General features: G+C 36.4%; 14 protein-coding genes. 6 read left to right on the forward strand and 8 right to left on the reverse strand.

Annotation, left to right across the window (positions count from 1 at the left end; genetic code table 11):
- Positions 1-91: 91 nt before the first annotated feature.
- The 5 genes from J2Y67_RS17020 to J2Y67_RS17040 form a co-directional block, all read right to left on the reverse strand.
- A complete protein-coding gene (locus J2Y67_RS17020; protein ID WP_310176026.1) occupies positions 92-1,024 on the reverse strand; it encodes a flagellar hook-basal body complex protein in 933 nt (310 codons plus the stop codon).
- Positions 1,025-1,038: 14 nt separating this feature from the next.
- Positions 1,039-1,479 carry a flagellar hook assembly protein FlgD gene (gene flgD / locus J2Y67_RS17025; protein ID WP_310176027.1) on the reverse strand — a complete coding sequence of 147 codons (441 nt, stop codon included), beginning with the start codon at positions 1,477-1,479 and terminating at the stop codon, positions 1,039-1,041.
- A 16-nt stretch (positions 1,480-1,495) separates the two neighbouring features.
- Entirely contained in the window at positions 1,496-2,857 is a 1,362-nt protein-coding gene (locus tag J2Y67_RS17030) for a flagellar hook-length control protein FliK (RefSeq protein ID WP_310176028.1), read from the reverse strand.
- A gap of 194 nt (positions 2,858-3,051) precedes the next feature.
- Positions 3,052-4,092, reverse strand: coding sequence for a protein-glutamate methylesterase/protein-glutamine glutaminase (locus tag J2Y67_RS17035; RefSeq protein WP_310176029.1), 1,041 nt, complete (start codon positions 4,090-4,092; stop codon positions 3,052-3,054).
- A 1-nt stretch (position 4,093) separates the two neighbouring features.
- Positions 4,094-4,903: a CheR family methyltransferase gene (locus J2Y67_RS17040; RefSeq protein WP_310176030.1), complete on the reverse strand. Its 810-nt coding sequence runs from the start codon at positions 4,901-4,903 to the stop codon at positions 4,094-4,096.
- Between the two features lie 273 nt (positions 4,904-5,176).
- Here J2Y67_RS17040 and motA point away from each other — a divergent pair, with 273 nt between their 5' ends.
- From motA to J2Y67_RS17070, 6 genes are all read left to right on the forward strand, one after another.
- Complete coding sequence (gene motA, locus J2Y67_RS17045) at positions 5,177-5,977, forward strand: flagellar motor stator protein MotA (RefSeq protein WP_310176031.1); 801 nt, start codon at positions 5,177-5,179, stop codon at positions 5,975-5,977.
- On the forward strand, positions 5,961-6,704 hold the full coding sequence (locus tag J2Y67_RS17050; protein WP_310176032.1) for an OmpA family protein: 744 nt from the start codon (positions 5,961-5,963) through the stop codon (positions 6,702-6,704). Before motA ends, J2Y67_RS17050 begins: the two co-directional genes overlap by 17 nt.
- Before the next feature lie 286 nt (positions 6,705-6,990).
- Positions 6,991-8,529, forward strand: coding sequence for a spore germination protein (locus J2Y67_RS17055; RefSeq protein ID WP_310176033.1), 1,539 nt, complete (start codon positions 6,991-6,993; stop codon positions 8,527-8,529).
- A 6-nt stretch (positions 8,530-8,535) separates the two neighbouring features.
- Complete coding sequence (locus J2Y67_RS17060) at positions 8,536-9,699, forward strand: Ger(x)C family spore germination protein (RefSeq protein ID WP_310176034.1); 1,164 nt, start codon at positions 8,536-8,538, stop codon at positions 9,697-9,699.
- Positions 9,699-9,908 (forward strand): hypothetical protein, encoded by a 210-nt coding sequence (locus tag J2Y67_RS17065; RefSeq protein ID WP_310176035.1) that lies wholly within the window; start codon positions 9,699-9,701, stop codon positions 9,906-9,908. The genes J2Y67_RS17060 and J2Y67_RS17065 overlap by 1 nt, the downstream gene beginning before the upstream one ends.
- A 7-nt stretch (positions 9,909-9,915) precedes the next feature.
- Entirely contained in the window at positions 9,916-10,995 is a 1,080-nt protein-coding gene (locus J2Y67_RS17070; RefSeq protein WP_310176036.1) for a GerAB/ArcD/ProY family transporter, read from the forward strand.
- A 345-nt stretch (positions 10,996-11,340) separates the two neighbouring features.
- Here the strand turns inward: J2Y67_RS17070 and J2Y67_RS17075 are convergent, their stop codons facing one another.
- From J2Y67_RS17075 to J2Y67_RS17085, 3 genes are all read right to left on the reverse strand, one after another.
- Positions 11,341-12,093, reverse strand: coding sequence for a C39 family peptidase (locus tag J2Y67_RS17075; RefSeq protein ID WP_310176037.1), 753 nt, complete (start codon positions 12,091-12,093; stop codon positions 11,341-11,343).
- 195 nt (positions 12,094-12,288) lie between these two features.
- Positions 12,289-12,786, reverse strand: a complete 498-nt coding sequence (locus J2Y67_RS17080; RefSeq protein WP_310176039.1) for a GNAT family N-acetyltransferase — start codon at positions 12,784-12,786, stop codon at positions 12,289-12,291.
- A gap of 145 nt (positions 12,787-12,931) precedes the next feature.
- Complete coding sequence (locus J2Y67_RS17085) at positions 12,932-13,870, reverse strand: manganese-dependent inorganic pyrophosphatase (RefSeq protein WP_310176040.1); 939 nt, start codon at positions 13,868-13,870, stop codon at positions 12,932-12,934.
- Between the last annotated feature and the right edge of the window lie 412 nt (positions 13,871-14,282).

Here is a 14,282-nt window from a genome sequence, read left to right on the forward strand (position 1 = left end):
CATCCCCCCTTCACTCTTCCCTGAGTTTATTGAAAGATTCAATCACATACCTTTAACTAAGGGGAGATAAATAGTTTACAAAATTACCAATCTATCGTTTTAGATTTATAAGCTCCTCTAAAATAGAGTCTGAAGTAGTAATCGTTCTAGCATTTGCTTGGAAACCGCGCTGTGCCACAATCATCTCAGTAAATTCATCGGTTAAGTCCACGTTGGACATCTCAAGGACACCGGAGTTGATGGTACCACCTTTGTTGGTTTGGATACGATCAGGTGTGCCTTTTCCTGAGTTTCCTGTTACAGCAAACATTGTATTCCCTACTTTTTGTAATCCGCCTGGGTTAGAAACAACAGCGGTTGCTATAGAGATGTCATCGTTAGCGTTATATGCATCAGGATTATCCGGATCAATTTTATTCAAATAATATTTTCCCGAACTATACGCTAACTTTCCACTATTTCCAGCATCATCCACAACGTTTATATAACCATTCGTATCAATTGAATATGAGGTAAATTTATGAGAGTCACCATTTGCATCTTCCCATTTTACAATGTTTATTGGTACCTTAACAGCATCTCCATTGCTATCGTTATAAACTCCTGTTACAAAATACCCATTAGAATTGACAAGATTTCCATTTGCGTCTCTTGTAAAGTTTCCAGCTTTAGTGAGAAAGCTTGTTCCAACTTTACTAGGATCTTCCGGAGAAACAACAAAGTAAGCATCTCCATCAATCGCTAAATCAGTCCCAACACCGGTTGTCATTGGACTTCCTGGTGTATGGATGGTATCGATTGAACCAACTTTCGTACCGAGCCCTACTTGCTTAGGGTTCACACCGCCGCTTTGGGTGGTAGGGGCGGTTGCACCTGCAATATTTTGATTGATGATATCTTGAAACATTACGCGACCTTTCTTAAATCCTACCGTGTTAACGTTTGCAACATTATTTCCGATTACATCAAGTTTCGTTTGAAAACCCTTCATTCCGGAAACTCCAGAGTAAAGTGACTTTAACATGTTCGTTCCCCCATTTATGATTCAGTTTCTGGTTTGACTTCCTTGATTTCAGTAACATTTTCCATCGGGACTTTTTGATCCCCTACAAGATAAAAATAGTTTCCGTCTTGCATGGAAATTCCATCCACGACGCCAGTGCTCGGAGAACTTGAATCCTCCCCAGTCCAACTAATTTCTTTTCCGATAGAAGAAGCATATTGACTCATTTGCTGGCTGGCAAACTTATCGAAAGCATTATTTAAATTCGTCATTTGTTCCAAAGAACTAAACGTCGCCATCTGCGCGATAAAATCTTTATCTTGAAGTGGACTCGAGGGATCCTGATGGGACAATTGTGTTGTCAATATCCGCAAAAAATCATCTTTTCCCAGAATGCTTTTTTGTTCAAAAGGCTTTACATTATTAAAAACAGAATTCGTTTGGGAGGCATTGGAAATATCTACCCAACTGTTCATAATCTTGGACTCCTTTCTATGCAGTAAAATCGATACTTGAAGTTGACCTAGGAGCTGTCCTCCCATATGTAATCGGTATTGGCTCTGTTTCTATTTCATTTTGATTAGAATCATTTTGCTTTTTCAACGGATTCTGATTAAAAGTGAAGGAACGTTGTTCATAAGAAGAACTTGAACCATTTTGAGAAAAGGATAAGCTGGCCTGATTCTGTTCCGTGGATGGAACAGCCTGCTGAGAAATATCAAGCTTTTGCACAATGATTCCATGCTGCTGGAGTGCCTGCCTTAAATCATGCAAATGGCCTTCCAAAGCATCTTTTGCCATAGCCGTGTCTGTTAGGATTTGTGCAGATAACTGCCCTTCTTGAGAGAAAATCTTGATTTCAACATGTCCTAAATGCTCAGGATATAAAGAAAATTTCGCTTCGGTTCCACCCGTTTGCCCCGCTGAGATTCTCATAAATGTTCCCATCCATTCACTGACTTCCGGAACAAAATTAGAAACCGGTAACACGGATGGAGCAACTGAATCGCCAGAACCATTCCATCCTGTGGTCGTTTGCGGCTGTAAATTTACAAGAAATGGTTGTTCATTGATTTTTATTTGCTTACTCCCATCAAGCACACTACTATCTAAATTAATAGAGGATGGGAAATCTACTTGATTTTTATCCAAGCTCAACCGCGGTTTAAATAAAAGATTACTATTTTGTTTGATATCAACAAATAACGGTTGTCGGGATTGGCCAATTTCTGACGGCTCACTTTTTAACAAATTTTCCGATTTTTCACCGTTCAAAATAATACCGAGTTTATTTTCTATTTCCTTTAGAATTTCAGATAATTTTTGACCTTGTATATCATTTGAAATTTCAGATGGCTTTTGTTGTGCAAGTGATTGTAAATCCTGAATTGTCTGGACAAGTTTATTTTTATCCGAATCTGACAGTTGATTAAGTCCATCCATCTTTTGTAACCCAACTTTTTGAAGTAATGGGCCTAGTTGCGCCAAATTGATGGGTGATTGGGACTCACTTCCTGAAGTATTATTCATTACCGGATTTTCGCCTGTCGGTAAAGGTGAAACTTGCTGGCCGCTTTGGATCCAAGCAAGTAAAATTGCTTCTATTTGCTGCCATTCTTCCGGGCTAATATTCTCTTCATCTTCCTGATTCGTACTGGACAATTTAGAACTGTCTTTCATGGAAGAGGAAGATTTATTCTCGGCCTCCTGGTTGGCTTGACCAAGAAGATTGAACATCGCCAATATTTGATCAAAGGAATTAGCGGTACCTTCCGCCTTTTCGGCAGAAGTTTGTTTTCCACCATCCGCTTGAGTTGTTTGATTTATTTTGATTGAAATTTGATTAACTTCCAAACAACTTCCCTACTTTCATCTGGATAACATATTCCAATTACTCTACATTATAACTCATAGTCCAAATTTAGTCATGAGATTTTTCGATAAGAAATTATAATATTTTTGATAGTTTTTGAAGAAATCCTAGATTCATAATAAAAGAAGGGACAATACCCACCAGTCATCCCTTCCTTTTAACTAAAGACCATCCGTTAAATAGTAAAAGCGATTATTTCCTGATACATTTGCGATAGTACATATTGTCCGTCGGCATATCCTGCTTCCTTAACCGCCTTTGGCATCCCATACACAATGCAAGTTTCCTCAGCTTCTACGAACACATTTCCCCGATGTTTTTTAACAAAACTGCACCCATGCATTCCATCTGATCCCATACCAGTTAAAATGATGGATAACAATTGGTCCGCAAAAATGGGAGCAGCGGATTCAAGTGATATATCAATCGCTGGTTTGTATAAAGTTTTTACGTCCATAGAGTCATCTACTTTAAATACCACTGTGCCATTCGGTTTCCTTTCAAACCTTGTTTGATAACCCGAGGGGGCAATATAAATCGTTCCTGGCAGAATTACCTGATCGTTCTGCGCCTCAATTACATTTAATTGGCATAGGTTATTAAAACGATGGGCCAAAGGTTTGGTAAACCCCAGCGGCATATGTTGTGCAACAACAATCGGAATGGGAAAATCCTTAGGAAAATGGGGCAAAATTGCTTGTAAGGCAGATGGCCCCCCCGTGGAACATCCAATAAAAACAAGATCAATATGCCGTTGTTTCATGGTCCTTACTTCTTTTTTTCGCGGATGTTCTATGTAAGAGGTACTGGGAAGTTTTCCCCCTGCTATACCTTTAAGACGCTGTAAAAACTCTTGTACCTGATGATCATCGATTGGATTCTGAATCAGTTTATCTTTTAAAAAGAAATCTACAGCACCTAATTCAAGAGCTTGTATGGTTTCCTTGGCCCCTTCTCCCGTACGTGAACTTATCATGACGACAGGAACAGGGGATTTTTCCATAATTTGTTCTAAAGCTCCTAATCCATTCATTACGGGCATTTCCAGGTCCATTGTAACTAAATCTGGTTGTAAACGTTGAACCTTTTCAACAGCCTCCAACCCATTTCTTGCAATACCAATAACAAAAAATTGTGGATCCTTTTCAAGTATCAGACTGATAGTTCTCCTCATAAAGGCTGAGTCATCAACCACCAATACACTATACTTCTTCATTCTAATCAAGTTCCTTTCGATAATAAAAAGTCTTATCAGAATCCACTTTTCGAAATCCCAGGTCCATTTGTGTGATCGATTCGGCATGACCTAGAAACAAGTATCCTCCAGGCACCAAGTTATGATGTAAACAACGGATAACCTGCTTGGTGGTCTCTTGATCAAAATATATTAATACATTCCTACAGAAGATGATATCTACCTCGCCTATTTGTGCAGCTTTACCTTTATTCAAGAGGTTTAAAGGTTGAAAGCGAACCATATTCCGAATGGTAGAGTGGACTTGATATCCCCCATTTTCTTCTAAAAAATATTTCTGTAATAGTTTTTCTGGTATTCTTCGAAATGCAAACGAACCTTTATGATACCATCCCTTTTCAGCTTTTTGAAGGACCTTCTTATTGATATCAGTAGCAATAATTTCCACTGTTCCTGGAGGGAATTTTCCCGTTTCCTGGATTAACATGGCCAGGGTGTAAGGCTCTTCTCCCGTGGAACAAGCTGCGCTCCAAATCCTTAGCGGGCGGTTTCTCTTTATTTGTCTTAGCTGGGGTAATACGACCGAACAACACTCGTTTAATTGGCCCTCTTCCCGATAAAAATAGGTTTCATTGATCGTTAATATTTCTACCATAATATCCCATTCTCCAGGTGTGATTTGTAAATACCCATAATATTCTTCATAGGAAAGTCCAAGTTCCCCGACCCTCTTCGAAAGCTTTTCTTTAAGAGTGGGAAGTCGATCGCTAAAGCGCAATCCGCAATAATTGTAAATACTCCGACTTAATTTTTCTAATCCACTATCTACCATAAAATTCACTCTGTACAGACACATCCTTCAAAAAATAGAATAACGTTAATTTTAGTTTAGTTTAAAGTTACAAAATTAACAGATGCTCGTCAAACAAAATTTTGATATTTTCTAATATTAACAAAATCACTTCTACAGGCTGGGAGTTTTTGATTTTCTATCAAAAACTTCTTTTTTATTCTATAAAAAATCAAAATCGTAATTGTCGAAGTTTGTTGATTAACGTACAATGTGATTATAACTTTATTTTATTATTTTTAAAGGAGAAAAATAATGTCTAGTATTTTTGGAATTTTGTTGGCATTACTAGCAATCGGTTTCGGGATGGTTTTAAAAGGAGCTTCACTGACATCATTATACAATCCAGCAGCCTACCTCATTATTTTTGGCGGAACAGCAGCTGCGATTATGGTGGCATTTCCATTCAGTGAAATTAAGAAGTTCCCCCAATTATTAAAAATCGCCCTTATTGAACCAAAACTACCTTCCAAGTCGCAGCAAATTTCCAGTTTAGTAGAATGTGCAGAAATTGCAAAAAAGGAAGGATTCCTTGCCCTTGAAGAAATTGCCGGAAACACAAAAGATCCATTCCTGCGCAATGGGCTTGAAATGATTATTGACGGATATGATGTAGAGTTTATTGAAGAGGTTTTATTGGATGAGGTGGAAGCCATTGACAAACGCCATAAAACCGGTGCACTCATTTTCACTCAAGCAGGTACCTATGCTCCTACTTTAGGTGTTCTTGGCGCAGTAGTTGGTCTTATCGCTGCACTTGGAAATTTAAATAATGTCGATAAACTAGGTCATTCCATTTCAGCAGCATTTATCGCGACATTATTAGGTATCTTTACCGGTTACGTATTATGGCATCCCATTGCAAATCGATTAAAACGTTTATCTAAAAAAGAACAAGATATAAAACTTCTTACCATTGAAGGATTACTTGCTATTTATCAGGGACTTTCCCCAAGTGCTTTGGAAAAAAAATTATCGGTTTCGTTACCTCCAAAGGAACTTAAGAAATTCGAGAGAAATGCAGAGGGTGAGAAGCAAGATGCGAAAATCGCGTAGAAAATTCGATGAGGAACATGAAGATCATATCGATGAAACATGGCTTATCCCCTACTCTGATTTACTAACTCTCCTTTTGGCACTGTTTATTGTTTTATTTGCGGCAAGTAGTATTAATAAATCAAAATATGAAGCGATTATGGAATCGTTTAAGAGTGAATTGACTGGTACCCAAGTACAAAATGAGCAGGTTGGCCTTTCGCCTAGCCCGACAACTACGAAGCAGCAAAAAAATGCGCCAGTCCCGGTGGTTCAGCCTGAAACAAAAACAAAAGATGTTGAACTAGATAAATTAAAACAAAAACTTGAGCAATACATTGAAAAAAATCATTTACATGCAACCGTTACTCTTCAGGAGTCAAAACGGGGGGTTGAAGTTTCCTTAAAGGATGTCATCCTTTTTGACCCAGGTAAGGCTGATTTAAAAAAGAGTTCATTCAAAACATTAAATGATATTGTTGGATTAATTAGAACGGTTTCAAATCCGATTAGTATTGAAGGACATACGGATAATGTTCCGATTGGCAATGCTGCTTTTGTCTCAAACTGGGAGCTTTCCTCTGCTAGAGCTGTCAGTGTGCTTCACTTTTTTGAGTCGAAAAAGGTTTCCGATAAAAGGCTTCAATTTTCCGGTTATGGTGAATATAAGCCGCTTTATCCAAATGATACGAAAGAACACCGTCAGGCAAATCGCCGGGTAAATATTGTTGTACTGCGAAATAATTAAATTAAATAAAGACTTAAATTGTTAAAAGTCAAAAAAATAAAGGGTGATACAATTAGTCATGAATAATCTGTATCACCCTTTTACTCATGTACCACCATCACCATTTTTACCTAACTCTACCTACTATTTGTATAATAACCATTCCTTGACCTATACTGCATTCTCCCCCATTTAAATGTAAATCTTCATTCATTATGACAAATTAGATAAGGAACCAGATGGAAGTTAAATATTTCTTGAAATTCATGGGAATATTAATAGCAATTACGGCTGAAAGGTGATTGCAATGTCTCGCAATAAGGTAACAATGGAACATAAAAATGAGCTTCAAGACACTGATGAACCTTTATTAAGGAAATCTCTTAATCAAAATATTGAATTATTTTATAATCTCTTTCAAAACGATGAAACTCTAATCGTTAGAAATTTTCAAAATAAATTTCTCATTGCTGCAAAATGTAGTGTGATATATATCAATGGTATGGTAAATTCAAAAATTTTGAATGAGGATATTATTCAGCCTATCTTAAATCATGATTTGGAGAAGGGGATTAATTCCAAAAATCTTTTGGAGGAACTACATTATAAAATCATTGTTTCAAATAATATAAAAAAGTCAAAAGACATCAACCTACTTGTTACATCCCTAATTGAAGGCAAAACCATTTTCTTATTGGACGGTTATGATGAAGCGCTTATCCTTGCTACTAAGGGATGGGAAGCGAGGTCGATTTCGGAACCTGATTCGGCTCGAGTTATCCGGGGACCCAGAGAAGGTTTTACAGAAGCAATTATGACTAATTTGACCCTTATTCGAAGAATCATAAAAAATAAAGACCTCAAATTTAAATTTAAAGAAATTGGTGAAAGAACTTGTACAAAAACATGTATTTGCTATATAGATGAATTAGTCATAAATGATATTCTAGTTGAATTAGAAAAACGCTTGGAGGAGATTAAAATTGATGGCATCCTTGACTCCGGATATATAGAAGAGTTAATCAGGGATGCTCCGTTCTCTTTATTTAATACAGTTGGTTATAGTGAGAGACCCGATGTCGTGGCTTCAAAACTGCTCGAAGGAAGAATTGCAATTATTGTCGATGGGAGCCCGTTTGTTTTGACTGTGCCCTATTTATTTATAGAGGGTCTTCAGGCGAATGAAGATTATTACAATCATTTTCTTTTTGCCTCTTTTAACAGATTTTTAAGGGCAGTTGCGATGTTTACTTCGATGAGTTTACCAGCAATCTATCTCGCTGTTGTTACCTATCATCAGGAATTTATACCAACTCCTTTACTATTAAGTATTGCTTCCGCACGGCAAGGTGTCCCCTTTCCCACAGGTTTTGGTTTACTCATTATGTTATTAATTTTTGATATGATTCGCGAAGCAGGAATTAGAATGCCTGCAACAATAGGTCAGGCTGTAAATATTGTCGGCACATTAGTAGTAGGTCAGGCCATTGTAGAGGCAAAGCTAGTGAGCGCTCCTGTTGTTATTATTGCTGCGGTTTCGGGAATAATGAAATTGCTAAACCCTACTAACCTGGGACCCGTTGCATTAATCCGAATTTTTCTTTTATTGTTATCATCCATTATAGGAATATACGGGTATATCTTTGGCATTCTTTTAGTAATTCTTCATTTGATGAATATCCGTTCATTTGGCGTTCCCTATATGATGGGCCTATCTACGATGAAAAATCATAATGGACAAGATATATGGATTCGTTCCCCATGGTGGACAATGACTTTACGACCAAAAATTATTGGAGCCCGAAATTTAGTAAGACAAGCAGGCAAAAACCCAAAAAGGAAGTAAACATTTATGAAAAATAAGATTCTTCTACTTTTTTTTGTTGTGATTCCTCTTCATACAACTATGTTAACTGGTTGCTGGAATTATCGCGAAATCGATAGAATGACAATTGTTGCAGGGCTTGCAATTGATAAAGGGAAAAATAGTAAATACATTCTTACGGCGGAAATTGTCGAAATCGGTGGTGGCAAGGAATTCAAACTAACTTCACGCCAAATAACAATGGAAGGAAATACAATGTTTGATGCAGTCAGAAATGGCATATCCATTGCAGGCAGAAAATTATACTGGGGTCATACAAAAGTTATTATTTTAAGTAAGAAGATTGCAAGGGAGGGGGTTATTAAGGTATTAGATTGGATTACTCGTGATTCAGAAACAAGAGCAGATGTTGTTCTTTTGGTATCTGAAGAAAAATCAGCAAAAGATATTTTTGCAAAGAGCAAGGGTATCGAACAATTAATTTCTTATGAATTAGAAACCAAACTTAAAAGTCAGAAAATGCTAAGCAAAGCTCTAACAATGGATGTATGGGATTTCATTAATAAGTTGGAAGCCCCAGGAATTGTTGCTATATTGCCTACCATTCATTTATCAATAAATAGAAACCAAAAATTATCACCAGCGATTATAGGAACAGCAATTTTTAAGAGGGACAAATTAATTGGCTTTTTAAATGGGGAAGAAACGAAGAATTTAATGTTCATTTTGAATGAAGTGAAAGGGGGGTTATTTATTACAAGTCTGCCCAATGGCAAACAACGAACACCTGTTTCTTTGGAAATATTTAAAAGTAAAACAAGCATTCAGCCAATTTTTAAAAAAAATAAGATGGGTTTCAACATTCAAATAAATACAACCACTGCTTTAGATGAAATTAACGGAAGTATTAAAAATATAGATGATAAAACAATAAAACAAATAGAACATCAAGCTGAAAAAGACTTAATAACCCGTGTTGAAGAAAGTATCCATCATGTACAAACATCATTTGGGGTTGATATCTTCGGGTTTGGAGCAAAACTGCGTGAAGAAAATCCGAAGCTGTGGAATCAAGTTGAAAATAGATGGGGAAAAGAATACTTTAAGGAACTAGCTATTAATGTGAATGCGAAGGTACATATAAAAGGAAGCGGAATATTATTAGATTCTATCGAAAAAGGAGATTTATAATGATTTTTTTAACAGTCATTGGATATGGTTTATTACTTGCTTTTGAATCGATTCCTCTTTATAAACAAAAACAATGGCGTGATTTATGGATCAATTCATTTCTAGCATTTTGTTCCTTTACATGTGCAGTATTGTTAACATTTGGGATTAAAATTCCAAGTCCATCAGAACCAATTAAACAAGTTGTGTTATTACTTTTTAGGATGTAGGTGAATTATGCGGAAGGAGCTAATCACTAACAAGGAAGCGATTTGCCTTTTAATGATTTTTTATTTTGGAAGTTCACTGATCCTTGGCATCGGTGGAGAGGCAAAAAATGATGCCTGGATTAGTGGGATTGTCGGGATATTTATGGCACTTCCGATGATTTTGATTTACTCTCGTATCTTATCCCTCTTCCCTGGAAAAGACTTATTCGAAATTTTGGAAATTGTTTTTGGTAAAATAATTGGGAAAATATTTACTATTCTATATGTATGGTATTCCTTCCATCTGGGAGCTCTTGTTATTCGCAACTTTGGTGAATTTATTAATACTGTTTCTATGCCCGAAACACCAATGTTAGTTCCTATGTTTTGCTTAACAATCATATGTATTTTAGGTACCAAATCTGGTGTAGAGGTTTTAGCTAGGAGTAGTGCATTAATATTACCTGTAATTCTATTTATGATGATAGCTGTTCAAATAATGGGATTAAACCTTTTAGAAATCCGCAATTTGAGACCAATATTTAGCAATGGGGTTCCAGTTATATTAAAAGGAGGAGCTACAGCTTTTTCATTTCCTTTTGCAGAATCGGTGGTTTTCCTTGGAATTTTCTCGTCCCTAAAAACAAAAAATTCACTATATAAAGTATTTATTATAGGAACATTATTTGCAGGATTACTTATTATTATCATTACCTTAAGAAATATATTGACCTTGGGAGGGCTGCATGAAAAAGTATACTTTCCTGAATATGTGGCTGTAAGTCGAATAAAAATCGGTGACTTCATTGAAAGGATTGAATTATCGGTCGCTTTAGTTTTTGTAGTAGGTGCATTTATTAAAGTAAGCATTTGTTTATTGGTAGCATGTAAAGGGATAACAAGCTTGTTTCGTTTAGATGACTACAGATCAATTGTTATCCAGGTGGGACTTTTAATGCTCTATTTCTCATTTTCTCTGTATAACAGTATTATGGAAATGTCTAATTGGGCATTTCAAGTATATTTTTATTATGCATTCCCTTTTCAAGTTATTTTTCCAATTATATTATTCGTAACTTCAGAAATAAAAGAAAGAATGAGAAATTAATTAAAAAACAGTGTCTGCCAATGCTTTCAGTCAATGACCTGTTATTTATTGCGTTAGGATAAACATATCAAAAAGTTCTGGATGCTATTTAAAGTAACCCCTCCTCTTTTGGACAACCCGCAGGTATAATTAACACATATAAAATATATAAAATAAGCAGCGCACATGAATTTGCTCTGCTATTTTTTGATTTAAAAGGCTTTATGAGGTTTTTAAACCACAATTAATGCATAAATCACATAACAATTGGTAATGCCATTGAAGAAATTCAATTGTAAAGCGTAATTTCAGACTCTCCATTCTATCGTTAAAGTACGATTAAAATGAGTGATCATGCTTTTCTTTTTATGATTCAATTGCAATCGCTTGTTTCCCCATAACCGACCATGCATCTATAAAATCTTTACGACTTACCTTTCTATTTTTATAACCATAGGGATCATTGACATATATATAATTTTTGTCATAGCCTGTAATCACAACACTATGTCCACTAAATGTAATATAGATGGTTCCTTGGGGTGTATCCCATTTTCGAAATTTCACATCATCTTTAAAATTCATTGTGGTAATAACCCAAACCGGCATACCTAGGCTTACTTTTTCAAGAATCCGCTCAAATGGTCGATTCGTTAAATTGATTACCTTGTCCCCCATATACTGTTTAGCTAAATCAAAAATAGGTCCATTATAGACACTAAGTCCTGGTCCATCTGCCATGTCACCTACAAAGCCAATATTGGGGTTACCCTTTAGGTTATGAGGATAATGGAGAGGAACTTTTTTTATCCTTTTTGCTAATTCGTTTTTCGTAACTTTTTTTCCGTAATAATTTAGAATCATGGCTAAACTGGTAACTTCACAACCATTTTTTAGATGAGGTTCCGCCATTTGATTGATTAAGGGTACATCAAGTAATTGTTTTTCTTTCACAGCTGGTTTTATATTTTTGGGTTTTATTTCATCCTTCTTTAATATGGCTTCCGCTATTTGAGATGGAAGTAAATTACCTAATTTTTCAGAAACTAAATGTTTAATATTATATGTATTAAATAATGTGATAAAAAAAACAATGACGACAACAAAAAGCCTTTTCATTACAACCACAAACCATCCTTACATCCATACTATGTTAAAATTTTTTCCGTTTCCTTTATTAATACCCTTATTTTATCACTCTTGGCTGAATTATGGATATATGAGATATTAGTCCTAATTTTGCCAAAAGTGAATCTTTGACCATTTATTTTTATAAAAAAAGCCGGATTCCCTTTTGGAACCGACTTTACAATTTTATAAAAATAACACCATATACTCTTCATCATAATATGTTTCATCAACTTTTTCAGACCTTTTCTCGATTCCAAAGGTCTCAAAACCGCATGAAAAATAAAGTTTTTTCGCAGATTCATTGGTCGATACGACGGTTAGATTTATTTGTTCAACGCCTTCCAATTCCTTTGCTTTCCTAATGACTGCCTCCATTAAGGATTTTGCCAATCCCCTTCCCCGTTTTTCAGGAGAAACATACATGGCAAAAATATCGGCTTTGTGTCTTACCTTTCGCTTTAATTGTCTTACTAAAGTAACAACCCCATATAGCTGTTCATTTTCGAAAGCACCAAAGGTAAAGACATCGGGTGATTTCAGTCTATTTGCGTAGGTTTCCAAGGAGTATTCCTTTTCTTCCTCATAGCTTGAGGCAAAGGCTTCAGGATTTATTTGTAACGCTTCTAAACGCAGTCTTTGATATTGTCCTGCATTGATAGAATCTAATTGTCTGACCTCCATCATTATCCTCCTTAGTGAATTTGAATTTCAAATAATTCATTAATATTGGCAAAAATCTCTCTCATTGATTCGCCATTTTTTCCGTATTTTCCTTCTGTAAAATAAAAGAAAAACCCATCATTTATTATGGATGGGTTTTTCTTTTTTAAAATTCACCTTTGTTAAAGATATCTGTTAGGACAGGGACGATTTGTTTTTTACGAGAAACAACGCCCTTTAGTACAGCTGTGTTGTTAGAAAGCGTTACATTATAAGCTTTTTCTACCGCACTAGCTTTGCTTCCGATTGCTAATCCCACTGAATCGTTTGTTAGGATATCGGTAACAACAAATAGGAAAAGATCTAAGTTCTTCTCTGCTACAATTTTTGAAATCGCTGCTTCTAATTCTTCTTTGCGTGAAAGAACTTCGTCTGTATCAACCGCATTGACTTGAGCAATTTCTACTTTGCTTGAACCCATTTCGAATTCTTTTGCGTCAAGGGAAAGAAGCTGTTCAGTGGTTTTGTCGCTCAAATCAGCACCGGCTTTTAGCATTTCTAAGCCATATGTATCAGCGTCAACACCAGCGATTTCTGCGAGCTCGCGTGCCGCAGCAACATCTTGTTCAGTGCAGGTTGGTGATTTGAATAATAAAGAGTCAGAAATGATTGCGGAAAGCATAAGGCCGGCAACTTCTTTGCTGATTTGTTTGCCGTTTTCTTTGTACATTTTGTTTAAAATAGTTGCTGTACAGCCTACTGGTTCGCAGCGATAGTATAACGGATCACTTGTTTCAAAGTTAGCGATTCGGTGATGGTCGATGACTTCTAAAACACGAACATCGGTGATATCGCTCGCGCTTTGCTGGCGTTCGTTGTGGTCAACAAGGATGACAGAGTTGACTTCGCTTGCAACTGTTTCTACCAAGCGAGGCGCTTCAGCATTGAAATAGTTTAAAGCAAATTGAGTTTCGCCATTAACTTCACCCAGGCGGACTGGTTCAACATCCATTCCTAATTGTTTTTTCAAATTTGCATAGGCAAGTGCAGAGCAAATAGAATCTGTGTCGGGATTTTTGTGCCCGAAAATCAAAACTTTTTCCATTTGAATTACTCCTTAATTGAATAAATTATACGGACAGCCCCTTTTGAGGAATGACCCTAACGAAAATTATATAATATTCTGATGGAGGATACAAAATAAATCTGACTGTTTTACTTAGATTTATTTTGTTTTTGCCTTTGTCTACCTTATGAAGGACATCGAACTCTTCTACGCTACCGTGGATGGGCCTCTTTTCTGGATTCGGTCGCATAGAACATGGCTACGCTACCGCGGACGAGATTCTTCCTCGGATTCGGTCGCATAAAACCCAGATACGCTACCGTGGACGGGATTCTTCCTCGGATTCGGTCGCATAAAACCCAGATACGCTACCGTGGACGGGATTCTTCCTCGGATTCGGTCGCATAGAACCCAGATACGCTACCGTGGACGGGATTCTTCCTCGGATTCG

Source organism: Neobacillus niacini (assembly GCF_031456445.1).
Taxonomy (GTDB): Bacteria; Bacillota; Bacilli; order Bacillales; family Cytobacillaceae; genus Neobacillus; species Neobacillus niacini_I.